Genomic DNA, 24226 nt, shown 5'->3' with positions numbered 1-24226 from the left:
AACACTATGGATTTTGAAACAGTAATGCAAGAGCTGGAAACTCTCGGTAAGGAACGAACTAAAAAAATATACATATCTAATGGTGCAAAGGATCCACTTTTTGGCGTAGCTACAGGTGCTATGAAACCAATCGCAAAGAAAATAAAAATAAATCAAAGTTTAGCTGAAGAGCTGTATGCCACAGGTAACTACGATGCAATGTACTTTGCAGGCATTATTGCAGACCCAAAAACTATGAATGAATCGGATTTTAATCGTTGGATGGATGGGGCGTACTTTTATATGCTGTCCGATTATGTGGTGGCAGTAACTTTATCAGAATCAGATTTTGCACAAGGCGTTGCTGATAAATGGATTGAAAGTGGTGACGAACTAAGAATGTCAGCGGGCTGGAGTTGCTACTGCTGGCTTTTAGGGAATCGAAAAGACAATGAATTTTCCGAAAGTAAGATTGCCAATATGCTAGAAGTTGTGAAAAATACAATTCACGATTCGCCAGAACGAACGAAATCCGCTATGAATAATTTTCTAAACACTGTGGGGATTTCATATGTGCCGCTACATGAAAAGGCAGTTGAAACCGCAAAGGAAGTAGGCATAGTAGAACTAAAACGAGACAAGAAAAAAAGCAGTTTTCTAAATGCTTACGAAAGTATTCATAAAGAACTTGATAGAGGAAGACTCGGGTTCAAACGTAAATATGTAAGATGTTAAAAACAGCTTATTATCAGGGTGTGGATTCAAGAAGGATTGAAACTCTTTTTATAGCAACAGCCTTAGCTCTATATTGTATAGAGCTAAGGCTGTTTTTTTACGCTGTTCCAATCTGGTCTTGGTCTGCAACGTCCGAATCGAATGTATTTGTTGCGCTAACGCCGCTAAAAGTGTTGACGACAAATCCGACATTGGAAGCCCCAGATCCGTTATAAGCTTTCGTATTTTCTTTCGGAGACACGTTATAAAAATCTCCTAAGTTGAAAGAGCCGTTACTGTTTTGAACGACAAGATTTCCTACAACCGAAGGCATACCATCCACCTACTTTACTAAGCTTTTTAATTACTATATGAATTATTTAGAGGAAGGTTCATCAGTAATAAATTGGCGGATTTGCATAATACGAGAGTTATTAAAAGCATAATCAATATTTCCAATTTGAAAGCAACCAGAACTTAAAAGTGTCCGCACTTCGACGTTGTTTACTTCAATAAAAGGACACTCATTTATAATATTTACTTTTACATCTGTGGTTCGCTTTGGAATAGTAATGTGTTCATCTGTGAAAATTTCAAAAGCATCTAAGCGACCTTCTCCTTTTAAATAACAAGGAATTTCCCGATGAACCAAAAGCGCCCTGCTTTTTAATTCCATTTGATTTGCATCACCAACTTGAAATACTGCAGCAATCCCCAAAGAAATAATAGAAACATTTTGGACAACTGAAACATGATGTAACATAATTTTGAGTCTCCTCAACCTGGAGTCGTAGGGACAGCTGTTACTAATGGTACAAATGGCCCCTCTGTAACGGATTCGAATGGCGTATCAAGAATAGAAGAAAGGATGAGAAGGTTAGCATCTCCAATTAAAAATAATGCGGAAGAAGAAACCCCGTTCATTTTAATCTGCCCTACTTTTAACTCGCGGTTCACAACATTTAAATTCATACATACTTACTCCTTTCGGAAATTGCCTGGTATGTGTTGAATAAAGGAAAGAAAGGCTTTGTCAATGTCTTGTTTCATTGCTTGAATAATGACGTCTCGTAAATAATCGGGATCTGTGGAAATACCCTCATACGATTGAACTTGTGATAAATAATACGGAAGTCTATGTTCCATCTGTTTTTTTATGTCATCCACCATCATTTGTCGATACATCTCATCAAGCGGCGTCCTCTCTTCTTGTTCAAAATGAAGAATTCGACTATATGCTTCTTCATCTAAATAGCGATGCATTTCTTGAAGGATACCTTGATAAAAGTCTGGATTTGTTTCTGTTTCAGGATTTACTTTTAATGTTTCTGTATCCACTTGAAAATCTTCAATTTGCTGCCCCTTTGATGAAAATGGATTCAAGCCAATATTTAAAGTGCCATTTAAATTTTCTACTTTTAATTGATCAAATTTATATTCCACTTTTCCTATAGAAGAGGAGGGACGACTTTTTAACTCATTAAGCTCTTCTTGTAGTAGGCGAACTTGTTCTTCAAGATTTAGAATAGTTTGCTGCTGTATTTGGAGAGCTTGCTGAAGTTGGTGTAGGTAAGTGTATATATCTTGATTCATTTTGTGAAACCTCCTTTTCAATAGGGAGGGTACATTAATGCTATATATTTATGATAAGGATGGTCTAAGAAGAACTAGTTGAAGGTTTAATAGAAATAATTTGTCCTTTCGCATGTAAAGGGCGAAGAGGTTCTGTAAATCCGCCAGAATTTGAGAATTTAGAAAGAGCCTTAATACTACCTGCAGTTCCAATTTGAAAAACGGAAGAGGTCGTAATGCTATCGATTTTAATGCTGTTAATGATGATACTTTGGTTCACATAAAAATTCAATGCAATCGCCTCCTTTAGTTCGAACCGATTATTGCTTGATCAATTACATCTGAATCATTGACAGTCGTTGAGCTTTGATAATTGTAGACAGAGATGTTATCCCCAACATTAAATGAACCGGCTCCGGCAAAAGCGCGTGAATAACTAATAGGCCTAATCGCAAATACATCTCCAATATGAAAAATACCACTCGATCCAATATTAACGATACGAATATGTCCGACCATAGCTGGCATACAAAACACCTTTCGTTTTTAAAATTTTCTTTTCTACTATTGTATGGGCGTTTTCAATAAAATGTGTATTTTTTTGAAATAAAAGAAACACATACGTTATTGCGTATGTGTTTCGAACATTTGAGTGTGTGTGCAATCTGAGTGTATAGGCCAAACAACATTTAAGAGCCTGTCCAATTCCTGGCTACAATCCACTGTTTTTTGAGAAGTCATTCCGTAGCGTTCAGCAAAATAGATCATTTTTTCGCGTTTTTTTTCGATAGCTTGCTCAAACATTGAAATCGGCTCCATCTCTCAATAAATTTTATGTATATATGTAGTACATATTATACAAAAATTCCATAAAAAAGAAACATCTTCGCTAAAAAAAGTATAATTTCTACATTTTATGTCAAATAACGAATGAGGAACGAATATAAGGAGGGAGGAATATTGTAAAAATTAGCGTGCGGGAGAAGGTTTTTTTCTGAAGGATGCGAATACAATTAAAGGGTATGAGTTTTAGGATGGAGAGTGGAAATATTGCGTTTTGTAACGGCGAAGAAAGAAGAGAAGGTATTTGTTGGTATTGTTGATGAAGAGGAAGAAAAGGTACTACATTTAAGAGAAGCGCAAAGACAAAAAGGTGAAAAGGTTACAATCCCAATTACAATGTTAGAGTGTATTGAAAGAGGAAGTGAATGCCTCGCGAAAGTGTGTGATATTGTAAATTGGGCGAAGGAAAACGGGGAAACGGCATATTATCCATTAACAGAAGTGAAAATATTAGCACCGATTCCGAGGCCGAGAAAAAATATTCTTTGTGTGGGAAAAAACTATCGTGAGCATGCGTTAGAAATGGGCGGAGTAGAGTCTATCCCTGAAAATATAATGATTTTTACAAAGGCGCCAACAACAGTGATCGGAATTGATGAGCAAATTAATGGTCACCCTCACGCAACGAATGAACTTGATTACGAAGGTGAACTAGCAATCGTTATTGGTAAGCGAGGGAAACAAATAAAAATAGAAAAAGCTCTTGATCATGTTTTTGGATATACAGTTATAAATGATGTAACTGCTCGGGATATTCAAAGGAAACATAAACAATTTTTCCTAGGGAAAAGTTTCGATACATTTTGTCCGATGGGACCGTATTTAATTCATAAATCGATGGTTAGAACGCCGAATGCATTACACATTGAAACAGTGGTAAATGGAGAAGTAAGGCAAACTTCAAATACGAGAGAAATGATTTTTTCAGTAGAAGAAATTATTTCAACTATAAGTAAAGGCATGACATTAGAACCAGGAGATATCATTGCAACAGGGACACCAGCTGGTGTTGGTAAAGGTTTTACACCACCGAAGTTTTTGCATGCTGGTGATGAAGTTGTTGTTACAGTAGAGGGAATTGGTACGCTAAGAAATATAGTGAAATGAAAAAAGAGCTATCTTGTGAAAAGATAGCTCTTTTCTATGGGCGTGGATTAACGGAGTAATCTATAATGGCGAAAATATACAATCCGATTAATGCTAAAGTGCAAATTCCAATTAGCATAACTGCAAGTGAGCTTCTCTCACGGCCAAAACCGATAATTGTAAGGAAAACAGCAGTCCAAAATGATGTTTTAAGTAGTGTGAATGTATTAGGAGTTGAATAATGACTGAGTAAAGTTGTAGATAATATGAAGCCGATGAATGCAATAGAAATAAAAATTGTAGCTAAATAGTTAATGTGTTTACCGTATTTCAACAGCATACAGTTACCCTCCTTTCACAAAAAACAGAATATTCAATTTTATTTTACGGTAAACTACTAAAAAAAGAAAGAGGTTGTCCTATATTTTAGGACAACCTCACTATGATTAAGATAGTACAGCTTTAATTTTTTGGAATGCCCACTCTAAATCTTCTTCAGAGATTACTAGAGGTGGTGCAATGCGAATTACGTTTTCGTGTGTTTCTTTACATAATAGCCCAGCTGCTTTTAGTTGTTCACAGTAAGGACGAGCTGGCTCGTTTAATTCGATGCCGATGAATAAACCTTTACCGCGAATGTCAGTAATCATTGGGTTATCAATTTCTTTTAATTGTCCAACTAGTTTTTCTCCTAATTGAAGAGAACGCTCTGTTAATTTTTCTTCTTCTAATACTTCAAGAGCTGCGATAGAAACAGCACATGCAAGTGGGTTACCACCGAATGTAGAACCGTGAGAACCTGGCTCGAATACGCCTAAAATGTCGCGGTTTGCTGCAACACAAGAGATTGGGAATACGCCGCCGCCAAGTGCTTTACCAAGTATGTACATGTCAGGAGTTACATTGTCCCAGTCGCAAGCAAATACTTTACCAGTACGGCCTAAGCCTGTTTGGATTTCATCTGCTACGAATAAAACGTTTTCTTTTTTACATACTTCAAAAGCTTCTTGTAAGAAACCAGCTGGTGGAATGTTAATTCCTGCTTCACCTTGGATTGGCTCTAAAATGAATGCAGCTGTATTTGGTGTAATCGCAGCTTTTAACGCTTCTAAATCACCGTAAGGAATTACAATAATGCCAGGAAGCATTGGACCGAAGCCGCGCTTGTACTCTTCGTTTGATGACATAGAAACAGCACCCATTGTACGTCCGTGGAAGTTATCTTCACAAACGATGATTTCTGCACGGTTTGCCTCTACCTTTTTCACATCGTAAGCCCAGCGACGAGCTGTTTTAATTGCAGTTTCAACAGCCTCTGCACCTGTATTCATAGGAAGTACCATATTTTTATTTGTTAGTTTCGCAACTTTTTCGTACCAAGGACCTAATTGATCACTATGGAAAGCACGAGAAGTTAACGTAACTCGATTAGCTTGGTCAATTAAAGCGTTAATGATTTTTGGATGACGATGACCTTGGTTTACTGCAGAATATGCACTTAGTAAGTCCATATAGCGGTTTCCTTCAGGATCTTCTACCCAAACGCCTTCTGCTTTAGAAATAACGATTGGAAGTGGATGGTAGTTATTTGCCCCGTATGTGTCTGTAAGTTCGATAATATCCTTAGTTTGAATCATGATTGTTCCCCCTTTTGTTATTACAAGAAGTTTGTAAATACTCTAAATATTATAGCATTTAAATATAAAAAAGCGAAACATTTCCTGAAAATAAATGAACATGTTATCATATAGAGTGAAAAAGTGTGAAAAGAGGAGGCAGGGATACGATGGTACATATGCATATTACAGCATGGGCGTTAGGGTTAATTTTATTCTTCGTTGCGTATTCACTTTATTCAGCAGGAAGAAAAGGTAAAGGTGTACATATGGGGCTTCGCCTTATGTACATTATCATTATTGTGACAGGTGTTATGTTGTACATGAGTATTGTGAAGACAGCAACAGGTAGCATGCACATGTGGTACGGCATGAAAATGCTAGCTGGTATTTTAGTTATCGGTGGAATGGAAATGGTTCTTGTAAAAATGAGCAAAAACAAGGCAACAGGGGCATTTTGGGGATTATTTGTTATCGCGCTAGTAGCGGTATTTTATCTTGGTTTGAAATTACCAATTGGCTGGCAAGTATTTTAATTGAAAATAAAACCACCTTATAGTCTCAAATATTTGAGAGATAAGGTGGTTTTTTTATTTTATCCCGCTATTTGTGGGCAGTAAAACTCCCACCTCAAAATTCGGCTGGAGCAAAGAAGTTAGGTGGGGGCCTGCTGCCCGTAAACGCCCGATTGGTGAGGGCTAATAATCAGTGGGGATGAACAAAACCCCCGCTGATTAAAGTTTCACTTTATGTCGCATCGAGATGCAGCTCTTCTCCGTTTACTTTCGTAAATCGCAAAATATTTTTATTAGAGGAAGAGTGGCGTACGAAATGATGCTGCAATGTACAAATCATTTCTTCGTTATCGAACAAAAGAATATTTACTCCTTCGCCTGCTTCATCTTTCGGTAAGAATGATAAATAATTATGACAATACATGCAATCGTATAAAGAGTAATGAAGTGATTGCAATGATTCGGTTAATAATGTAAAGACAGAGTCAGGTAACTCCTCAAGCCATTCATTATAGCTAAGAAGTAATTTTTTTCGAATTCGTATCATTTCCCCGTTTTGGAGAGAATGTTGTTCATTTGCAATTTGCAATATGTTTTGTTCATAAAAACGAGCTGGTAGCCAATTGTTGTTATATAAAATTTCAAAACCATCTTCGGCAATATCTTCTAATAGAAAAGCCTCATCATTTTCATCATCAAAGAATATCCACTCGTTGTTTATATATTCCACATTACCGATTGAATGAGCACGCGGTTGGTTATACAAAATATGTTTGCGTTGTACCATAGTTCATTTCTCCTTTTATAGAAGTAGTTATTCTTGTTATGGACAGTTCGTACGTTCTTTATAACTAGACACACCTAAAGATAGATGGGCATACAATAAAACACGCTTTACACTGTGAAACTGCTATTCCATATATGGATAGTTAGTTATCGTCAAGTTTGTTGTTTTTATGTATCCGCACTCATAGGGTGGGGATTACTGCACGTTCAGAAACAGATATTAGATTAGGAAGGATGATTTTTATGTGCGGGATTACAGGATGGGTGGATTATAAGCGCTCATTAGAAGGGGAAAGGGACATCGTGACGAAGATGGCGGAAACGCTAGCGAAACGCGGTCCAGATGATAATAAAGTTTGGATTAAAGGGAACGTTGCATTTGGGCATAAACGGTTAATCGTTGTAGATCCTGAAGGTGGTAAACAACCCATGACTTGTTTGAAAGATGAAACTAGTTATGCGATTTGCTATAACGGAGAGCTCTACAATACAGAAGATATTCGCAAAGAGTTATTAAGAAGAGGATATACATTTAAAGGACATTCTGATACAGAAGTACTATTGGCCTCTTATATTGAATGGAAAGAAGAATGTGTCGATCATTTAAACGGTATATATGCGTTTGCAGTATGGGATGAGAAAAATGAACGAGTCTTTATTGCCAGAGATCGATTAGGTGTGAAGCCACTATTTTATAAATATGATAGCGGACGATTATTATTTGGTTCAGAGTTAAAAGCGATACTAGCGCATCCAGATGTGAAGGCGGAAGTAACGTTAGAAGGGTTGTCAGAAATATTCGGCCTCGGACCATCTAGAACGCCTGGTCACGGTATATATGCTGGTATTCAAGAACTGCGCCCGGGTCATGCAATGACGTTCTCAAAAGACGGTTTATGCATATGGAGATATTGGAATGTGGAAAGTAAAAAACATGAAGATTCATTTGAAGAAACAGTAGAAAAAACTCGTTTTTTATTACAAGATGCGATTGCGAGACAATTAGTTTCTGACGTACCACTATGCACTTTTTTATCAGGCGGTGTAGATTCAAGTGCTATAACAGCAATAGCTGCAAAAGAGTATGAAAGATCAGGAAAAGGGCAATTACACACGTATTCTATTGATTATGAAGATAACGACAAATACTTTAAAGCGAATGCATTTCAGCCAAATTCAGATGCACCATTTATTAACTTAATGACGGAGACGTTTCAAACAATCCACCATCGCTGTGTCATTTCAAATGAACAACTAGCACAGTATTTAACAGAAGCAGTACTCGTTCGTGATTTGCCTGGTATGGCAGATATTGATTCGTCCTTATTATGGTTTTGTCGTGAAATAAAACAAGATTTTGTCGTCGGTTTATCTGGAGAATGTGCAGATGAAATATTCGGTGGTTATCCGTGGTTTTATAGAGAAGATGATTTACAATCAAGTGCATTTCCGTGGATGCGTTCTACAGAAGCGCGTGAACAACTTCTAAAGAAAGAATGGAGAAATAAATTAAATTTACAACAATATGTACAGCGCCGCTATGAAGAATCCATTCAAGAAGTCCCTATTTTAGAGGGAGAAAGCCCATTAGAAGCGAAGAGACGACAATTATTTTATTTAAACATGGTATGGTTTATGACAACATTATTAGATAGAAAAGACCGTATGAGTATGGGGGCAAGCTTAGAAGTGCGCGTTCCCTTTGCGGACCACCGACTTGTCGAATATGCGTGGAATATTCCTTGGGAAATGAAAATGTATAAAAACCGCGAAAAAGGTCTATTGCGTAAAGCGTTAGAAGGTTTACTTCCAAATGATATATTGTATAGAAAGAAAAGCCCGTATCCGAAAACGCATAATCCGCACTATACGAAAGCAGTCACAGTATGGCTCCAAGATTTATTAACGGATAAAGGCTCCATTTTGCATGAATTGTTCGATAAAGAGCAATTGGGCGGATTGATCGAGTCTGGCGGCAGTGCATTTCAAAAACCTTGGTTTGGGCAATTAATGACTGGGCCGCAACTTTTAGCTCATTTAGCACAAATTCATGTTTGGTTTAAAGAGTATGGAGTGAATATAAAAGAATAGGGAAAAGGGCGGCTTACAGATTGGTGTGAGCCGCTTTTCCTATGATGGTAATTAATATTAAAGGAATTGTTAAATTAAATTAAAAATCATATTATAAATAATGTTTATTTAGAATTATTATTTTGACGAACTCATTATTACTTGTTATAATTGGAAACGAATGTTCTTGAAAAAGATTCTCATTTCCAGAATTGAGATGTTATATAGATGACGAAGAAGAAAATAGGTTTGCTTGTGATGGCGTATGGAACGCCAGAGTTATTAGAGGATGTATACTCACATTCGTCACGGGCGTAAGGCGTCTGAAGAAGCGCTCCAAGATTTAATCGGACGGTATAAAGCAATTGGTGGAATTTCATCAATTGCGAAAATAACGAAAGAGCAGGCGCATAAATTAACAGATTCAATGAATAAAATGTTTACAGAGTATGAATTTGTTTGTTACTTAGGTTTAAAGCGCATTGCCCCATTTAGAAGTTTTATATGACAACGATTATGAATGTAAAGTTGTAACTGATGAATTAAATACCGCATATTGTAGACTAAATATGCCCAATTCAAAATCTGTATTTATTGATTGTTTAGCTGAAATTGTTTCCAAAAAAATGAAGGAAATAGTTGACAAGGATTTATTTTTGAATAATAATTAGTTTATAATAATTTTAAATAAATAATAATTACTACGAAAGAAAGAGGAGGATCCCCTTGATGAATCCAAAGAATCGCTTAACAACAAACCAAGGCGCTCCAGTTGGAGATAACCAAAACTCTCGTACAGCTGGTCGCCGTGGACCGGTATTGTTAGAAGACTATCATTTAGTAGAAAAACTTGCTCACTTTGATCGTGAACGTATTCCAGAGCGTGTTGTGCATGCACGTGGTGCAGGTGCTCACGGTGTATTCGTAACGAAAAACAGCATGAAGCAATATACGAAAGCAGCGTTTTTACAAAATGAAGGAACGGAAACACCTGTATTCGTTCGTTTTTCAACGGTTATTCATGGTCAAGGTTCTCCAGAGACAGCTCGTGATCCGCGCGGGTTCGCTGTTAAATTTTATACAGAAGAAGGAAACTACGATATCGTAGGTAACCATTTACCTGTTTTCTTCATTCGTGACGCAATTAAATTCCCAGACATGGTGCATTCTTTAAAACCAGCACCTGATACAAATGTTCAAACACCAGATCGTTACTGGGATTTCATGACGTTAACTCCAGAATCTACACATATGATGACATGGGTATTTTCTGATTACGGTACACCGGCAAATTATCGCGAAATGGAAGGTTTCGGTGTCCATTCATTTAAATGGATTAATGCAGAAGGAAAAATTGTTTACATTAAATACCACTGGAAACCACAGCAAGGCGTACGTAATTTAAGTGCGAAAGAAGTGGAGCAAGTACAAGGTAAAGACTTCAATCATGCAACTCGTGACTTATTCGATGCAATCGAAAAAGGAAACCATCCGAAATGGGATTTACACGTACAAGTAATGCAACTAGATGAAACGGATTCTTTAGATTTCGATCCATTAGATCCAACGAAAGTTTGGCCAGAAGATCGCTTCCCATTAATAGAAGTAGGGACAATGACGTTAAATCGTAACCCGAAAAACTTCTTCGCGGAAGTAGAACAAGCGGCGTTCACGCCAAGTGCAACTATAAATGGTATTGAAGCATCTGAAGATAAATTATTACAAGGGCGCTTATTCTCTTACCCAGATACACAGCGTTACCGCCTTGGTACTAACTATTTGCAAATTCCTGTAAACTGCCCATACGCTGCTGTTCGTAACCAACAACGTGATGGTGCGATGCAAGTGGATCAAAACCCATCTACAGTAAACTACGAACCGAGCCGTCATACTGAAAATCCAGTTGAAGACCCAACTTACCGCGATTCAACTATGAAAGTAGAAGGCTACGTATCTCGTGAAAAAATTGAGAAGCCAAATGACTTCAAACAAGCGGGTGAGCGTTACCGTTCATTCTCTAAAGAAGAGCAAGACAACTTAATTGCGAACTTAACAAATGACTTAAGAGATGTAAATGAACGCACGAAATTACTTGCTATTTGTAACTTCTTCCGTGCAAATCATGACTACGGAATGCGTTTAGCTGGGGCGTTAAATGTTGATATTTCGCAGTATGTAGGGAATGCTCCAAAATAAATAGGAAAAGACGACTGATTTTCGGTCGTCTTTTTTGTTTAATTTACTCGTTCTGTATACTCATAAGCTTTCTCCCCATGCATCGAAATATCAAGCCCCATTTGTTCTTCGTGCTCATCGACGCGAACAGGGAGGAAGAAGTTAATGGCTTTAATAATGGCGTACGTCATTATGATCGTGAATGCATATGTTGCGCCGATTGCTACAAGTTGTTTGAAAAGGAGAGTGGCGTTTCCGTAAAATAATCCGTTAGCACCATCGCTATTTATAGAAGTTGTTGCGAAAAGTCCGGTTGCGATACCGCCCCAAGTTCCTCCGATGCCGTGGCATCCAAAGGCATCGAGTGTATCGTCGTATCCGAATTTCGTTTTTAAGAAGAAGACAGCGCCGAAGCATAATATACCGCCGATTGCTCCGATAAGAAGAGCGGAGAAAGGTGTAACGAATCCGCAAGCTGGCGTAATGGCGACTAAACCAGAAACAACCCCGCAAGCAGCTCCCATCGCAGTTGGCTTTGATTGGAAGAACCATTCAGAAAGCATCCAAGTTAGAGCTGAAGCAGCAGCGGCTATATTTGTATTAATAAATGCAGTTAAAGCTACGTCATTTAAAGATAATGCACTACCGACGTTAAAACCGAACCAGCCGAACCAGAGTAAGCCTGCGCCTAACATTGTAAATGGTAAATGATGAGGGGAGGTACCGCTTATGTTTTTTCGTTTTCCAAGGAAAATAGCTAATACAAGACCAGCAACGCCAGATGTGATATGAACGACATTACCGCCAGCGAAGTCTAACGCGCCAAGTTCTCTCAGCCATCCGCCAACGCCCCATACCCAATGAGCGACAGGATTGTAAACGATTGTTGTCCAAAGAAGGATAAAAATAAGAAAGGCAGAAAATCGCATTCTTTCGGCGAATGCACCTGAAATTAAAGCGGGAGTTAAAATAGCGAACATGAGTTGGAACATCATAAATAAATTGTGAGGAATAGTAGATGAGTAGTCTGGGTTTGGTGCGTAGGTAACTCCGTTTAGACCGAACCAATCGAGATTGCCGATAAGTCCGTGCCAATCTGGTCCGAATGATAAAGAATAACCGATAACAATCCATTGAATCGAAACGATAGCCATTGCGCTATAACTATGCATTGTTGTGCTGAGTACGTTTTTACTGCGAACCATACCTCCATAAAAAAGTGCCAATCCTGGTGTCATCAACATGACCATTACTGTTGTTACAAAAATAAAAACTGTATCTCCCGTATTCATTCTCTCTCCTCCTATGATGTTAGGAAAAATAACATCGAATTGTTATGTTTTATATCATATTCGAAATAAAAAGAAAAATCAACTAAAAATTCAGAAAACTTTTTAGTTTATGTTAGAAAACCTAACATGATGTATTTTGGAGGAATAAAATCAACGTATGCGATTTGTTCTGAAAATTGGTATAATATTCTTACAATTGGAAGTTTGGGGGATGCGTGTGAAAAAAATATGGACTAAGGAACTATTCATTTGTTTTTGTTTAGCTGTTATTTTGTTTGTACCAGTACATACTTTTGCGGAAGAAAAAAGGGAATGGCGAGATGAAGTTATATATTCCATTATGATTGATCGCTTTAATAACGGAGAACCGAAAAATGACAAACAGTTAGACGTTGGTAATTTAGAAGGGTATCAGGGCGGAAATATACGTGGGATTATAAAAAGATTGGACTACATAAAAGAAATGGGATTTACTACTATTATGCTTTCGCCGCTTTTTGAAAGTGAAAAGTATGATGGATTAGGCGTTCGAAACTTTCAAAAAGTAAATGAACATTTCGGAACAGAAAATGATGTGAAAGAACTTGTAAATGAGGCTCACAAAAAAGGAATGAAAGTTGTCTTTCAATTTCCGTATGAAGAAAATGAACAACAATTAATAGACTCGATGAAATGGTGGATAAAAGAAGTCGATTTAGACGGAAGTTATGTGATACATAGTGAAAAAAAGCCGCGTACTTTTTGGGATGAAGTGCAAAAGGATTTGCAGAAGGTAAAGAAAGATTTTCGCATTATGACAAAGGAAGATAATGAGTACTATAAAAAAATAGTAGAGTCATTTTCAAAAGCAGATATGTCTGTGAAATCTTTATATGATGTGAGCGGAAAAGAAGAGGAATTCGCTACGTTTTTAGATAATCAAGAAACAAAGCGATTTGCGCGTATTGCAAAAGAAAATATGTATTACCCGCCGTCTCGTTTAAAACTAGCGATCACTTACTTATTAACATCCCCGGGGATACCGAATTTTTATTATGGAACTGAAATCGCATTAGATGGGGGAGATGCTCCAGATAATAGACGATTAATGGATTTCAAATCTGATGAAAAGTTTATCCAGCACATAACGAAGCTAGGTGAACTTAGACAAACGAGACCATCTTTACGACGTGGTACGTTTGAACTTCTATATGATAAAGATGGAATGAGTATATTAAAACGAAAGTATAAAGATGAAGTAACACTAGTAGCGATTAATAATACGAAAGAAACGCAAAAGGTTTCCTTACCTGTAAGTGCAATTGGTGAAAAACAAGAGTTAAGAGGATTGTTAGAAGACGAAATTATAAGAGAAGAAAACGGGCAGTTTTATCTCGTTTTAAAGCGTGAAGAGTCGAATGTGTATAAAGTTAGCGAAGAAACAGGTATAAATTGGTTATTTATCTCCTTAATAGTCGGTGTGAACGTATTATTTATTGCTTTTTTAATTGCGGTTAAAAAGAAACGGAAATGAGGGCTTCTCTCTTTTGGTAATCAATTGATAGTTTATGATGAGGTGAGATGTTTGAGGAGAAAGAAGTTGTTCGCTCTATGTTTATGTATTCTTATCGTATTCGTAAGTTTGCATTTTTGGGACAACGGTGACGATAGGGAATTTGTTCGGTGAGGCGATAGTGTTCATTCTGTTGATACAAAGATTCTAAAGAAAAACAATATCAAATACAAAATTGAGAATGATAAAGTATATATTCCAGAAAAATCATTTGATAAAGCAATATGGTGCTGCTCTTAGAAATGTGTACAGCCTAGAATATTGCATCTCTTAATAAGTAGAAAACCTCCTCTGAATAGAGGAGGTTTCTTTTTAGCGGTAGTTAATGAACTGTACGTCGATTGGTAAGTCAACACTGCGAACTGCTGCGATTACTGCTTGTAAGTCATCACGGCTTTTCGCTGTTACACGTACTTGGTCATCTTGTACTTGTGTTTTCACTTTTAATTTCATTTCTTTAATGATGTTGTTGATTTTTTTCGCGTTATCTTTATCGATACCTTGTTGCAGAGTTGCACGTTGGCGAACAGTGTTACCAGATGCAGCTTCAACTTTTCCGTAGTCCAAGTTTTTAATTGGAACGTTACGTTTTACAAGCTTAGAAATTAGAACGTCTTTTACTTGGTCTAATTTGAACTCGTCATCAGAAGTTAAAACAAGTACTTCTTTTTCTAATTTAATATCACTTTTACTACCTTTAAAGTCATATCGGTTTTGGATTTCCTTTAATGCGATGTTAATTGCGTTTGTTACTTCAGGTAATTCTACTTTCGAAACGATGTCAAAAGAACTGTCTTTTGCCATAGTTAGCACCTCCAAATAAATTTAATATCTTTTTACGTCTAAGCCAAGATATGTACTGTCCATATTAAAGTATAGCGGAAAACGTATTAAGACTTAAGGGTTTTATGTACATATTAATGAAACCTCACTTTATTATAGTGAATTTTGGGCAGTTGGACAAATAAAGGAAAAATCGTGTTATAATTAACTTTTGTTTGGAATGATAAAAAAGATAACTTTATATATATAGAAGGGAATTAAAAAATATGTATTTGCAATTAGGATCGATTGAACAGGTAACTGTTTTACGCGAAACGGAAATCGGATATATGGTTGGAAACGAAGAGGAAGAAATCTTCCTACATAAAAACGAATTAGCTGGAGAAATTGAAGAAGGCGATACGATTGATGTGTTCTTATACCTTGATCACCAAAATCGTATTTCAGCAACAATGAAGGAACCAATTATTACAACACATGATTGGAATTGGGTAAAGGTTGTAGAAGTTATTCCTAGTTTAGGTGTGTTTGTTGATATTGGTGTATCAAAAGATATACTAATTCCACTTGATGAGTTTCCAATTTATATGCCAGTTTGGCCTGAAGAAGGCGACGAATTATATTGTACGTTAAAATTAACGAATCGTGATCGTTTAATTGCTCTTCCGGCAAGAGACAGTGATATGCAAGAAATTATCGTAGATGCAACGCCATCTATGCGTAATAAAAACGTAAATGGACGTGTGTATCGCTCACTTCAAGTTGGTTCATTCATACTAACTGACGAGCATTTCCGTGCTTTCTTACACCATACAGAAAGAAAAGAACAGGTCCGCATTGGTGAGCGCATAACAGGTCGTATTATTGACGTGAAAGACGACGGTACAATTAACATTTCACTTCTTCCTCGTAAAGAAGAAGGAATGGAAGATGATGCTGCAGTACTTTATGAATATATGGAAGAACGAGGCGGAGCAATGCCGTTTTGGGATAAGAGCAGCCCAGAAGATATTAAAGAACGTTTCAACATGAGTAAAGCTGCATTTAAGCGTGCACTTGGTAAAATGATGAAAGAAGAAAAGATTTACCAAGAAGAAGGCTGGACTTACTTTAAGAAATAAAGTGAATTAGAAAGAACTATCTTTTCTCTAAGTTTATTAGGGGAGGGGTAGTTCTTTTTGCGTTCAGGAAAAATTGACAGTGGGAGTAAGAACACCAGTGGAAGAGGAATATTTTAAAGGGTATAGATAGGTATATCTACATGGAAGAGAGCTTGAGTTTACTTTTTAATTGAAAAGAAAGGAGGTGTGCATATGAAATTTTATAACGCTGGATACCTCATAATTTCCTACGATAGGGAACTTATCTATAAAGAATGCAATATTGAGGGGCTATCACAAACGATTTTAACAATATGTAATGGGGTTCGACCTACATTTCCGGATTATTGGTTTTTTCCTTGGTGTAATTCAAATGAAAATGACCCTATTGCTCAGATGATAAATGTAAGGTTAAAGATTAGTACAGAGGAGCATGAAAGTGGACAATCTTTTTTAGATACATTAATGCGAGAAAAAAAGTTCGCATGGCCGAATACTTTTAAATCTTTAAAGGATGCGCGATTTTTTAAGCGGAATTATTTAAAGGGAATAGAAAATCTGGAGATTATTAGTTTGTATCTTTCAGAAGAGTATCGGACGGATTTCTTAATGAATGAGCGAGAAGAAAATGATTTTGAAGTTTCCATATATGATTTTCTTGAAAAATCATTGCCGTTTTGTGTTGAGAACGATGAAATATTAGGATTTGATATATGTGGTTTTAGTAACAATAATTTTTATTCTTTTATTCATAATAATTTACAAGAGGATTTTGGTAAGAAATTAAATGAATTATCACTTGTTGATAATTATGAAGATGCAAAGCAGATTATCCATTTAATTGATGATGGGGAAATTGAGGTAGAAGAGGTATTGTGGTATCCGTGGTTAATTATGAAGTGCATATAATCTGTTAAAGAAAGAGGTATAAGCATTGGATTAAAAGGGAGGCATGATAGTGCAAGATAATGTACTGGAACAATTAATAGAGCGCCTTTCAGTACTATCGCCTGAAAAAGAACGTGAAATAGTAGCCATGGATTTAAATGATATATATGAGAGTAGTCAAAGCTTCGAAAAATTGCTTGAGAATATGATGAATTCTCAGCAAAATAAAGACGATTTAATAGATATGTTAATCGAAGTAGAGGTAGAACTAAATCACATCAATTGGCATTATAAAAGCTTGAAGAAAAAGCTAAAAGTATTAATGAAAGAATAAAAGAAGGAGCTGCTTGAACAGCCTCCTTCTTTATATTGTCATTTTTTGTAGGTAAATCGATATAATTTCATTTATCATCATGCATACTGTTTAAAAAGTTTGCACCCTCGTTTTTTATTTCCCTTTCTCAAAAAAGATGAGAAAATGTATCTTTCAAATCACTATCATTTATTTTAATATCCGCCTTTTTTAATTCACCTTGTAATAATTTTTGACCGAAGGAAGGGTCGGCAATACGTTCTTCTTCTAAGTCTTTGCGTATTGAGTCTTTCACTTCATCGTAAGGTTTTAAATCTTTTTTATCAGTTAGTTTAATAATGTGATAGCCGTTTGGTGATTTTACGGGATTGCTAATTTGGCCGGGCTTTAATTTGTAGGCAGCTTTTTCAAATTCAGGTGTCATTTTGCCTGCCCCGAAGTATCCGAGGTCTCCGCCATTATCTTTTGATGCGAAATCTTGAGATTCTTGTTTTGCTAATTCTTCAAATGAAGTGCCGGTATCTAATTTCTTCTTTATTTCTTTCGCTTCATTTTCGTTACTTACTAAAATGTGACTAGCTTTAATTTCTGGTTTATAGTGGTCTTTCACATCTTTTTCTGTAACGCTTTGTTTAATCGCTTCATTCAATGCAAGTTTGAATTTAATTTGATTTTTGAAATCTTCTTCATCTTTTAAACGATTATTTTCTAGTGTTGCTTTGAATTGTTCTCCATATTGCTTTTTTGCTTTTTCTACTTCTTTATCTACTGCATCATCAGATACTTTATATTTTTTAGTAATAACATCTTGTGCTACCATTTCGTATAGCGTGTCTTTTCCGTATCGATCTTTCAATTGTTTTTCGAAATCGCTCTTCGTAATGGTTGAGTTTGTTGTTGTAGCGATTGTGGCCGAGTCATTTTTTTGTCCGCAAGCAGATAGCATTAATATACTTATTAGTGCAGTGATAATGAATATACTTTTTCCTCTCATGCTAACACCTCATCTGAATATGTTATCGCTATTGTAGAATATAGAAGTGAACATGAAGTGAATTTTCAATGTTTTTTCCCTGTAAAATGTAAAAAAAGTACATCAACATTAACGTTGATGTACGATGTAATCAAAGGTGATCAGTTTTCTTAGAATATGCACGTTTTCCTTGCTGAATATTTTTTTGCTCTTGTTCATTTTTTTGAGTGCGCTTTGCATTATTGTCGCGCGCTTTTTTGTCGTTATCGCTCGTATGTGGCATATGTATCAACTCCATTTCTAAACGTTGTATGTTTATCATTTCCTTTTTCGTAAAGACTATGTATAGCGGTACATTCATGAATACTAAAGGTGGATTAGAAATGGATTTGAAGCTGAATTATACTGAACTTATTAAGAAGTTAGTCGTTGTAATTATTGCGGGTTTATTAAATGCGATTGGGATGAATTTATTTTTAACACCAGCGAAAGTGTATGCGAGTGGTTTTGCTGGATTGTCTCAATTATTATCACAAATATTAGGTGACTTTTTATCTATTCATATATCGACGGGGGTGTTGTTTAGTTTATTTAATATTCCTGTCGTTATTTTAGCGTGGAAAAAGGTTGGGAAGGCTTTTACATTTTTTAGTTTTCTTTGCGTTATATTTATGACTCTGTTTTTAGAAATTATCCCAGTTAAAGCGGTTTCGGACGATATAATATTGAATGCGATGTTTGGTGGGGTTATTTCAGCAATCGGGGTAGGGATTGCTTTAAAGTGGGGCGCTTCTACAGGTGGCTTAGATATTATCGCTATGATTTTATCAAAGATAAAAGATAAACCTGTCGGTACATATTTTTTCTTCTTTAATGCAATTATCATTATCGCTGCTGGTTACGTATATGGATGGGAAAAAGCATTATATACTTTGGTCACTTTGTATGTGTCAACGAGAATTATTGATGCGATTCATACACGTCATGTGAAAATTACGGCATTAATTGTTACAAAGAATGGGGCAGATGTGCGAAAAGCGATCCACTCTCGCTTAGTGAGAGGGATTACAACTATACCGGCAACAGGTGCTTATACAAATGAAAATAAAGAAATGTTAATGATTGTTATTACTCGTTACGAGTTGTACGAATTAGAGAGGGTTATTAAACAAGTGGACCCGTTTGCATTTACAAATGTACTGCAAACGGTCGGAGTGTTTGGATTGTTTCGAAAAGAGTAAAGAGGACCAAAGCTGGTCCTCTTTTTTTAATGTAAATTCGTAATGTTTTGCAATTGCTCCTGCATTTCACGTAGCTGAACTTTTTCAGCAGTTGAAGAGTTTGCATAAGCAGAGTGCAAAGAGTTTTTTGCTCTATAAACGAGTTCCTGTTGTTCAGCGCCACTTGAACAAGAAACGGCACTTGCAACAGCGTCTCTAGCTTGTTGGAATAGTAAGTTCCCCATTTAAACCCCTCCAAGAGAAGAGTTACTTCTTGCTTTTTCTGCCTCAGCTAATGTACCTCTGTACGGGAATCTTGCATCATGCTTCATAACAGCATCGGCTCCTTGCTGGATAAAACGTTTTGATTTGTTCTTTTTACCCATTCGAAAAACCTCCCTTTATTTAGCTGAAAACAATTGACGCGCTTCCGTGCGTCTAATAATAGTATGAGCAGTTTGCGGGAAACTATAAGTAGGGAATTTTTAGATTACAACCCAAGAACCTCTTCTAAATATAGGGCAATACCGTCTTCTTCATTTGTTAATGTTGTATGGTTTGCGAGTGATTTTAATTCAGGGATTGCATTTCCCATTGCAATTCCATGACCAGCAAATTCGATCATTTCAAAGTCGTTATCCTCGTCACCGAAAGCGATGATTCGCTCTTTTGGAATATTGTAATGACTTGAAATTTTTTGTAATCCGACAGCTTTATTTAGTCCGCTTTTCACAATTTCAATAATTGGCCAAGGCGCACCCCATTTTCTATGGTCGATTACTTCAGCGTGCATATCTGTTAAATGCTGACGAATTGCAGCAGAATGTCCGTCATGTGCGTCAATTAATAAGCAAGTTGGATGGTCGTTTAAAATATTTAATAAATCTCCTGTGAAAATCTTTGGAGAACCGAATTCAAAAATATGTTTTTTATCTTCATCAATTTCACGAACATACACATCATCCATGACTTCGGCATATACATTTTTCACGCCAAAATCAAAGCAAGCTCGGACGATTTCTTGCGCTGTTGAAAGTTCAAGAGGAGAGTGGTGTATGCCCCATTTTGAATCAAGAGGGTGATGCACATAAGCTCCATTGAAGTTTACGATAGGTGTATTAAGGCTAAGTTCTTTATAGTAATCGTAACTAGCGCGGAATGGACGCCCTGTTGAAATAACGACAATATGTCCTTGTTCTTTTGCTTTTGCAATTGTGTTTTTCGTTCTTGGAGAAATTATTTTGTTGTCTGTTAATAAAGTTCCGTCTAAGTCTAAAGCGATTAAATGTTGTTTGTTCATAATTTCACCTCTTATAATAATTTTTTTGTTTTTATCTGTATTTCCGTTTTTAATATGCAGAAATAAGAGGTTAGACTGGGTGAAACTACTGTAGATGGAAGTTTCACTATATATCCATCTTACGTCGCGAAGCGCTGTGGTGTCTACTATTTCTCGTTGGAAATTAGGAAAAGTCAACGTATTTTTAGAAAGTTCAAACAATGTTTCTTTCATTATGTACAATTTGTGAAAAGGGTTACATTGTTTGAATGATGCGACTTATAATGAACATGTAATCTTCTCGTATATGTTTGACTCTCCTTTGGAACTGGCCTAAACTTAGGTTGGTTTCTTTTTTTCAACAAATATACCAATAATTCCTGCTTAAGCTTGTGTAATTATATATATGTACATGAGTAAACGGTAGTACTTGTTTCCTAAACATGACAGAAAAGCTTTCTTTTAAAATGGATATACTAATGAGGCAAGACGTCATGGAAGGAGAATGGAAATGGGACAAAATCGCAGGTTTCGTTCAGGGCAAAAGGCGCCAAATGATGGCATTTACGTAGAAATTGGTGAAACGGGAAGTATGGTGAAAGATCCACAAATGGTGAAATTAACTGCCGGGGAAAGGTTTCCAGAGAACGCAAATCATAACCGTCAGTGGACATATAAAAGAAAACCGTAACAGAAGCCGCAATCCTTATTGCGGCTTTTTTGATTAGGACAATGAATGTTACTTTTTTCTTTTTCCAATAATAAGTTTGAACTACATAAGCAAAATTATTGTATAAAAAAGTAAGTTGGCGTATAATTAAATCAAAGGTCAAAGAAAGTCAAACATTTGGAGGGCTGTAAAGATGGACTTAAATCAAATGACAACAAAAACACAGGAAGCGATTATGAGTGCTCAATCTTTAGCGGTAGCTCATCATCATCAAGAAGTAGATACTGTTCATCTATTGCTTACGTTATTAGAGCAGCAAGACGGATTAACAGTACGTATTTTTCAAAAAATGAATGTCGATATAGAAGCGTTAAAGCAAGGTGTAGAAAGTTTAATTAAGAAAAAGCCTTCTGTAACTGGAAGCGGGGCAGAGGCAGGGAAATTATATGTAACAGGTGCTTTGCAACAACTGCTTGTAAGAGCGGGAAAAGAAGCGGAGAAATTGCAAGATGATTACATTTCAGTCGAACATGTCTTGCTTGCTTTTTCTGAAGAAAAAGGCGATATAAATCAATTATTTACAAAATTTCATATTACGAAAGATAATTTATTACAGTCTTTAATGACAGTTCGGGGGAATCAAAGAGTGACTAGTCAAAATCCAGAAGCAACTTATGAAGCGTTAGAAAAATATGGCCGTGATTTAGTGGCTGAAGTAAGAGCGGGGAAAATTGATCCTGTAATCGGCCGAGATAGTGAAATTCGCCGCGTGATCCGCATTCTTTCACGCAAAACGAAAAATAACCCCGTTTTAATCGGAGAACCAGGTGTTGGTAAAACAGCAATCGTTGAAGGATTAGCACAGCGTATTGTGAAAAAAGATGTCCCAGAAGGATTAAAAGATAGAACAATTTTCGCTTTAGATATGAGTGCACTTGTGGCCGGAGCAAAATTCCGCGGTGAGTTTGAAGAGCGTCTGCAAGCTGTATTAAATGAAATTAAAAAGAGTGAAGGCCGCATTTTATTATTCATTGATGAACTTCATACAATCGTCGGCGCTGGTAAAACAGAAGGGGCGATGGATGCAGGAAATATGTTAAAACCAATGCTAGCGCGTGGTGAACTGCATTGCATTGGAGCAACGACATTAGATGAATACCGTAAATATATTGAGAAAGATCCAGCGTTAGAAAGACGTTTCCAACAAGTACTAGCAGAAGAACCAACTGTTGAGGATACAATTTCCATTTTACGTGGTTTAAAAGAGCGTTTTGAAATTTATCACGGTGTAAATATTCATGACCGCGCGATTGTAGCAGCATCTGTTTTATCAGATCGATATATTTCAGATCGTTTTCTACCAGATAAAGCAATTGATCTTGTTGATGAAGCTTGTGCAACAATTCGAACAGAAATTGATTCTATGCCAACAGAATTAGATGAAGTAACGCGCCGCATTATGCAGCTGGAAATTGAAGAAGCTGCTCTTGGGAAAGAAAAGGACTTAGGTAGTCAAGAGCGCCTAAAAACATTGCAACGTGAATTATCGGATTTAAAAGAAGTTGCAAGTAGTATGAGAGCGAAATGGGAGAAAGAAAAAGAAGACATTCATAAAGTGCGTGACTTACGTGAACATTTAGAGCGCTTGCGCCGTGAGTTAGAAGAAGCAGAAGGAAATTACGATTTAAATAAAGCAGCTGAGCTTCGCCACGGGAAAATTCCAGCTATCGAAAAAGAGTTAAAAGAAGCGGAAGAGATGGGTGCACATAATAAACAAGAGAATCGTTTATTACGCGAGGAAGTAAGTGAAGAAGAAATTGCAGACATTGTTTCAAGGTGGACTGGTATTCCTGTCGCAAAACTCGTTGAAGGTGAACGTGAGAAATTATTACGTCTTGAACAAATTTTATCAGAGCGTGTTATCGGTCAAGAGGAAGCGGTAAGCCTTGTATCAGACGCAGTACTTCGTGCTCGCGCTGGCATTAAAGATCCGAATCGTCCAATTGGTTCATTCATTTTCTTAGGCCCTACAGGTGTTGGTAAAACTGAGCTTGCAAAAACGTTAGCACAAACGTTATTTGACAGTGAAGAGCAAATGATTCGTATCGATATGTCTGAGTATATGGAGAAACACGCAGTGTCACGCTTAATTGGTGCGCCTCCTGGATATGTTGGATATGAAGAGGGTGGACAATTAACAGAAGCAGTAAGACGTAAACCATATTCTGTTATTTTGTTAGATGAAATCGAAAAAGCACATCCAGAAGTATTCAACATTTTATTACAAATGTTAGACGATGGACGCATTACAGATTCACAAGGACGTACAGTAGACTTTAAAAATACGGTTATTATTATGACTTCAAATATTGGGTCTGCTCACTTATTAGAAGGACTAGAAGAAGATGGTTCTATTAAAGAAGAGTCAAGAGAACTTGTAATGGGACAATTAAGAGGACATTTCCGACCAGAATTCTTAAACCGTGTCGATGAAATTATTTTATTCAAACCTCTTACAAGGAATGAAATTAAAGGTATTGTTGATAAGATTGTACAAGAATTACAAGGGCGTTTAGCAGATCGCCACATATCATTAGAATTGACGGAATCTGCAAAAGAATTTGTTGTAGAAGCTGGATTCGATCCGATGTACGGAGCTCGTCCGTTAAAACGATACGTACAGCGTCAAGTTGAGACAAAATTAGCGAGAGAATTGATTGCAGGAACGATTACGGATAATAGTCACGTAGTTGTTGATGTTGAAAATAATGAATTAGTCGTTCATGTAAAGTAAAAAAAG

Annotated in this window: 29 protein-coding genes and 2 pseudogenes; 14 read left to right on the top strand and 17 right to left on the bottom strand. The window is 36.6% G+C overall.

All coding sequences use genetic code 11. The features are described 5' to 3' along the window. Positions 1 to 6: 6 nt before the first annotated feature. Positions 7 to 714, top strand: a complete 708-nt coding sequence (locus MR071_RS11300) for a DNA alkylation repair protein (RefSeq protein WP_105584287.1) — start codon at positions 7 to 9, stop codon at positions 712 to 714. A 97-nt stretch (positions 715 to 811) separates the two neighbouring features. On the opposite strand, the gene gerPF is transcribed toward MR071_RS11300, so the two are convergent. The 7 genes from gerPF to MR071_RS11265 form a co-directional block, all read right to left on the bottom strand. Continuing rightward, on the bottom strand, positions 812 to 1027 hold the full coding sequence (gene gerPF / locus MR071_RS11295) for a spore germination protein GerPF (RefSeq protein WP_001141570.1): 216 nt from the start codon (positions 1025 to 1027) through the stop codon (positions 812 to 814). Positions 1028 to 1069: 42 nt separating this feature from the next. Then, positions 1070 to 1456: a spore germination protein GerPE gene (locus MR071_RS11290; RefSeq protein ID WP_105584286.1), complete on the bottom strand. Its 387-nt coding sequence runs from the start codon at positions 1454 to 1456 to the stop codon at positions 1070 to 1072. A gap of 14 nt (positions 1457 to 1470) precedes the next feature. Continuing rightward, complete coding sequence (gerPD, locus tag MR071_RS11285) at positions 1471 to 1665, bottom strand: spore germination protein GerPD (protein ID WP_016104152.1); 195 nt, start codon at positions 1663 to 1665, stop codon at positions 1471 to 1473. Between the two features lie 6 nt (positions 1666 to 1671). Then, positions 1672 to 2286: a spore germination protein GerPC gene (gene gerPC / locus MR071_RS11280; protein WP_105584285.1), complete on the bottom strand. Its 615-nt coding sequence runs from the start codon at positions 2284 to 2286 to the stop codon at positions 1672 to 1674. Between the two features lie 64 nt (positions 2287 to 2350). Then, complete coding sequence (gene gerPB / locus MR071_RS11275; protein ID WP_001012505.1) at positions 2351 to 2557, bottom strand: spore germination protein GerPB; 207 nt, start codon at positions 2555 to 2557, stop codon at positions 2351 to 2353. 14 nt (positions 2558 to 2571) lie between these two features. Then, complete coding sequence (gene gerPA / locus MR071_RS11270) at positions 2572 to 2793, bottom strand: spore germination protein GerPA (protein ID WP_002149890.1); 222 nt, start codon at positions 2791 to 2793, stop codon at positions 2572 to 2574. A gap of 96 nt (positions 2794 to 2889) precedes the next feature. Beyond that, positions 2890 to 3069 (bottom strand): aspartyl-phosphate phosphatase Spo0E family protein, encoded by a 180-nt coding sequence (locus tag MR071_RS11265; protein ID WP_105584284.1) that lies wholly within the window; start codon positions 3067 to 3069, stop codon positions 2890 to 2892. 246 nt (positions 3070 to 3315) lie between these two features. On the opposite strand from MR071_RS11265, the gene MR071_RS11260 reads away from it, so the two are divergent. Further along, positions 3316 to 4215 (top strand): fumarylacetoacetate hydrolase family protein, encoded by a 900-nt coding sequence (locus MR071_RS11260; RefSeq protein WP_181149422.1) that lies wholly within the window; start codon positions 3316 to 3318, stop codon positions 4213 to 4215. Positions 4216 to 4249: 34 nt separating this feature from the next. Here MR071_RS11260 and MR071_RS11255 read toward each other — a convergent pair whose 3' ends face one another. After that, entirely contained in the window at positions 4250 to 4534 is a 285-nt protein-coding gene (locus MR071_RS11255; RefSeq protein ID WP_242236061.1) for a hypothetical protein, read from the bottom strand. A gap of 106 nt (positions 4535 to 4640) precedes the next feature. Further along, on the bottom strand, positions 4641 to 5831 hold the full coding sequence (rocD, locus tag MR071_RS11250; protein ID WP_105584281.1) for an ornithine aminotransferase: 1191 nt from the start codon (positions 5829 to 5831) through the stop codon (positions 4641 to 4643). Between the two features lie 149 nt (positions 5832 to 5980). Between rocD and MR071_RS11245 the strand changes: the two genes are divergently transcribed. Next, a complete protein-coding gene (locus MR071_RS11245; protein ID WP_105584280.1) occupies positions 5981 to 6346 on the top strand; it encodes a YisL family protein in 366 nt (121 codons plus the stop codon). Positions 6347 to 6557: 211 nt separating this feature from the next. On the opposite strand, the gene MR071_RS11240 is transcribed toward MR071_RS11245, so the two are convergent. Next, a complete protein-coding gene (locus MR071_RS11240; RefSeq protein ID WP_105584279.1) occupies positions 6558 to 7112 on the bottom strand; it encodes a DUF2777 domain-containing protein in 555 nt (184 codons plus the stop codon). A gap of 242 nt (positions 7113 to 7354) precedes the next feature. On the opposite strand from MR071_RS11240, the gene asnB reads away from it, so the two are divergent. The 3 genes and pseudogenes from asnB to MR071_RS11225 all read left to right on the top strand — a co-directional run bounded on the left by asnB (position 7355) and on the right by MR071_RS11225 (position 11377). Continuing rightward, complete coding sequence (gene asnB, locus MR071_RS11235; RefSeq protein ID WP_242236058.1) at positions 7355 to 9202, top strand: asparagine synthase (glutamine-hydrolyzing); 1848 nt, start codon at positions 7355 to 7357, stop codon at positions 9200 to 9202. A gap of 207 nt (positions 9203 to 9409) precedes the next feature. Then, positions 9410 to 9852: pseudogene (locus MR071_RS11230) on the top strand (ferrochelatase). Between the two features lie 58 nt (positions 9853 to 9910). Beyond that, positions 9911 to 11377 (top strand): catalase, encoded by a 1467-nt coding sequence (locus MR071_RS11225; RefSeq protein WP_242236056.1) that lies wholly within the window; start codon positions 9911 to 9913, stop codon positions 11375 to 11377. Between the two features lie 38 nt (positions 11378 to 11415). Here the strand turns inward: MR071_RS11225 and MR071_RS11220 are convergent, their stop codons facing one another. After that, complete coding sequence (locus MR071_RS11220; protein WP_105584276.1) at positions 11416 to 12648, bottom strand: ammonium transporter; 1233 nt, start codon at positions 12646 to 12648, stop codon at positions 11416 to 11418. A 157-nt stretch (positions 12649 to 12805) separates the two neighbouring features. Here MR071_RS11220 and MR071_RS11215 point away from each other — a divergent pair, with 157 nt between their 5' ends. After that, complete coding sequence (locus MR071_RS11215) at positions 12806 to 14161, top strand: alpha-amylase family glycosyl hydrolase (RefSeq protein ID WP_242236054.1); 1356 nt, start codon at positions 12806 to 12808, stop codon at positions 14159 to 14161. A 51-nt stretch (positions 14162 to 14212) separates the two neighbouring features. Then, a pseudogene (locus MR071_RS11210) lies at positions 14213 to 14440 on the top strand (hypothetical protein). 72 nt (positions 14441 to 14512) lie between these two features. Here MR071_RS11210 and MR071_RS11205 read toward each other — a convergent pair. Further along, complete coding sequence (locus MR071_RS11205) at positions 14513 to 15004, bottom strand: YajQ family cyclic di-GMP-binding protein (RefSeq protein ID WP_002116984.1); 492 nt, start codon at positions 15002 to 15004, stop codon at positions 14513 to 14515. A 245-nt stretch (positions 15005 to 15249) separates the two neighbouring features. Here MR071_RS11205 and MR071_RS11200 point away from each other — a divergent pair, with 245 nt between their 5' ends. The 3 genes from MR071_RS11200 to MR071_RS11190 all read left to right on the top strand — a co-directional run bounded on the left by MR071_RS11200 (position 15250) and on the right by MR071_RS11190 (position 17305). Beyond that, on the top strand, positions 15250 to 16104 hold the full coding sequence (locus tag MR071_RS11200) for a CvfB family protein (RefSeq protein WP_105584274.1): 855 nt from the start codon (positions 15250 to 15252) through the stop codon (positions 16102 to 16104). Between the two features lie 192 nt (positions 16105 to 16296). After that, a complete protein-coding gene (locus MR071_RS11195) occupies positions 16297 to 16992 on the top strand; it encodes a hypothetical protein (protein WP_105584273.1) in 696 nt (231 codons plus the stop codon). A gap of 49 nt (positions 16993 to 17041) precedes the next feature. Then, complete coding sequence (locus MR071_RS11190) at positions 17042 to 17305, top strand: hypothetical protein (RefSeq protein WP_105584272.1); 264 nt, start codon at positions 17042 to 17044, stop codon at positions 17303 to 17305. A gap of 127 nt (positions 17306 to 17432) precedes the next feature. Here the strand turns inward: MR071_RS11190 and prsA are convergent, their stop codons facing one another. Both prsA and MR071_RS11180 read right to left on the bottom strand, forming a co-directional pair. After that, entirely contained in the window at positions 17433 to 18278 is an 846-nt protein-coding gene (gene prsA, locus MR071_RS11185) for a peptidylprolyl isomerase PrsA (protein WP_105584271.1), read from the bottom strand. A 130-nt stretch (positions 18279 to 18408) separates the two neighbouring features. Continuing rightward, positions 18409 to 18540 (bottom strand): DUF3941 domain-containing protein, encoded by a 132-nt coding sequence (locus tag MR071_RS11180; RefSeq protein WP_001120851.1) that lies wholly within the window; start codon positions 18538 to 18540, stop codon positions 18409 to 18411. 100 nt (positions 18541 to 18640) lie between these two features. On the opposite strand from MR071_RS11180, the gene MR071_RS11175 reads away from it, so the two are divergent. Next, positions 18641 to 19498: a YitT family protein gene (locus MR071_RS11175; RefSeq protein WP_142395737.1), complete on the top strand. Its 858-nt coding sequence runs from the start codon at positions 18641 to 18643 to the stop codon at positions 19496 to 19498. A gap of 26 nt (positions 19499 to 19524) precedes the next feature. Here MR071_RS11175 and MR071_RS11170 read toward each other — a convergent pair whose 3' ends face one another. From MR071_RS11170 to MR071_RS11160, 3 genes are all read right to left on the bottom strand, one after another. After that, complete coding sequence (locus MR071_RS11170) at positions 19525 to 19722, bottom strand: DUF3813 domain-containing protein (protein WP_098778083.1); 198 nt, start codon at positions 19720 to 19722, stop codon at positions 19525 to 19527. Then, on the bottom strand, positions 19723 to 19863 hold the full coding sequence (locus tag MR071_RS11165; protein WP_002170819.1) for a hypothetical protein: 141 nt from the start codon (positions 19861 to 19863) through the stop codon (positions 19723 to 19725). A 104-nt stretch (positions 19864 to 19967) separates the two neighbouring features. Further along, positions 19968 to 20777, bottom strand: a complete 810-nt coding sequence (locus MR071_RS11160) for a Cof-type HAD-IIB family hydrolase (protein ID WP_105584269.1) — start codon at positions 20775 to 20777, stop codon at positions 19968 to 19970. A gap of 490 nt (positions 20778 to 21267) precedes the next feature. Between MR071_RS11160 and MR071_RS11155 the strand changes: the two genes are divergently transcribed. Beyond that, entirely contained in the window at positions 21268 to 21447 is a 180-nt protein-coding gene (locus MR071_RS11155; RefSeq protein WP_002117000.1) for a YjzC family protein, read from the top strand. 172 nt (positions 21448 to 21619) lie between these two features. After that, positions 21620 to 24220 carry an ATP-dependent chaperone ClpB gene (clpB, locus tag MR071_RS11150; protein WP_105584267.1) on the top strand — a complete coding sequence of 867 codons (2601 nt, stop codon included), beginning with the start codon at positions 21620 to 21622 and terminating at the stop codon, positions 24218 to 24220. Positions 24221 to 24226: the final 6 nt, after the last annotated feature.

Origin of the sequence: Bacillus cereus group sp. BfR-BA-01316 (genome assembly GCF_022664195.1) — a bacterium.
In the GTDB taxonomy this organism is placed as follows: Bacteria; Bacillota; Bacilli; order Bacillales; family Bacillaceae_G; genus Bacillus_A.
Note: the sequence above shows the minus strand (reverse complement) of the source record. Positions and strands in the feature narration are given on the sequence as shown.

Excerpts from the sequence above, each read along its gene's own strand:
- MR071_RS11245 (WP_105584280.1), top strand. The coding sequence starts at position 5,981 with ATGGTACATATGCATATTACAGCATGGGCGTTAGGGTTAATTTTATTC.
- MR071_RS11290 (WP_105584286.1), bottom strand. The coding sequence starts at position 1,456 with ATGTTACATCATGTTTCAGTTGTCCAAAATGTTTCTATTATTTCTTTG.
- MR071_RS11300 (WP_105584287.1), top strand. The coding sequence starts at position 7 with ATGGATTTTGAAACAGTAATGCAAGAGCTGGAAACTCTCGGTAAGGAA.
- asnB (WP_242236058.1), top strand. The coding sequence starts at position 7,355 with ATGTGCGGGATTACAGGATGGGTGGATTATAAGCGCTCATTAGAAGGG.
- MR071_RS11155 (WP_002117000.1), top strand. The coding sequence starts at position 21,268 with ATGGGACAAAATCGCAGGTTTCGTTCAGGGCAAAAGGCGCCAAATGAT.
- MR071_RS11195 (WP_105584273.1), top strand. The coding sequence starts at position 16,297 with ATGAAATTTTATAACGCTGGATACCTCATAATTTCCTACGATAGGGAA.
- prsA (WP_105584271.1), bottom strand. The coding sequence starts at position 18,278 with ATGAGAGGAAAAAGTATATTCATTATCACTGCACTAATAAGTATATTA.
- gerPA (WP_002149890.1), bottom strand. The coding sequence starts at position 2,793 with ATGCCAGCTATGGTCGGACATATTCGTATCGTTAATATTGGATCGAGT.
- MR071_RS11165 (WP_002170819.1), bottom strand. The coding sequence starts at position 19,863 with ATGGGTAAAAAGAACAAATCAAAACGTTTTATCCAGCAAGGAGCCGAT.
- MR071_RS11255 (WP_242236061.1), bottom strand. The coding sequence starts at position 4,534 with ATGCTGTTGAAATACGGTAAACACATTAACTATTTAGCTACAATTTTT.
- MR071_RS11180 (WP_001120851.1), bottom strand. The coding sequence starts at position 18,540 with ATGCCACATACGAGCGATAACGACAAAAAAGCGCGCGACAATAATGCA.
- MR071_RS11215 (WP_242236054.1), top strand. The coding sequence starts at position 12,806 with ATGCGATTTGTTCTGAAAATTGGTATAATATTCTTACAATTGGAAGTT.
- MR071_RS11200 (WP_105584274.1), top strand. The coding sequence starts at position 15,250 with ATGTATTTGCAATTAGGATCGATTGAACAGGTAACTGTTTTACGCGAA.
- MR071_RS11170 (WP_098778083.1), bottom strand. The coding sequence starts at position 19,722 with ATGGGGAACTTACTATTCCAACAAGCTAGAGACGCTGTTGCAAGTGCC.
- MR071_RS11205 (WP_002116984.1), bottom strand. The coding sequence starts at position 15,004 with ATGGCAAAAGACAGTTCTTTTGACATCGTTTCGAAAGTAGAATTACCT.
- MR071_RS11240 (WP_105584279.1), bottom strand. The coding sequence starts at position 7,112 with ATGGTACAACGCAAACATATTTTGTATAACCAACCGCGTGCTCATTCA.
- MR071_RS11175 (WP_142395737.1), top strand. The coding sequence starts at position 18,641 with ATGGATTTGAAGCTGAATTATACTGAACTTATTAAGAAGTTAGTCGTT.
- gerPD (WP_016104152.1), bottom strand. The coding sequence starts at position 1,665 with ATGAATTTAAATGTTGTGAACCGCGAGTTAAAAGTAGGGCAGATTAAA.
- MR071_RS11160 (WP_105584269.1), bottom strand. The coding sequence starts at position 20,777 with ATGAACAAACAACATTTAATCGCTTTAGACTTAGACGGAACTTTATTA.
- gerPF (WP_001141570.1), bottom strand. The coding sequence starts at position 1,027 with ATGCCTTCGGTTGTAGGAAATCTTGTCGTTCAAAACAGTAACGGCTCT.
- MR071_RS11265 (WP_105584284.1), bottom strand. The coding sequence starts at position 3,069 with ATGTTTGAGCAAGCTATCGAAAAAAAACGCGAAAAAATGATCTATTTT.
- MR071_RS11220 (WP_105584276.1), bottom strand. The coding sequence starts at position 12,648 with ATGAATACGGGAGATACAGTTTTTATTTTTGTAACAACAGTAATGGTC.
- rocD (WP_105584281.1), bottom strand. The coding sequence starts at position 5,831 with ATGATTCAAACTAAGGATATTATCGAACTTACAGACACATACGGGGCA.
- clpB (WP_105584267.1), top strand. The coding sequence starts at position 21,620 with ATGGACTTAAATCAAATGACAACAAAAACACAGGAAGCGATTATGAGT.
- gerPC (WP_105584285.1), bottom strand. The coding sequence starts at position 2,286 with ATGAATCAAGATATATACACTTACCTACACCAACTTCAGCAAGCTCTC.
- MR071_RS11225 (WP_242236056.1), top strand. The coding sequence starts at position 9,911 with ATGAATCCAAAGAATCGCTTAACAACAAACCAAGGCGCTCCAGTTGGA.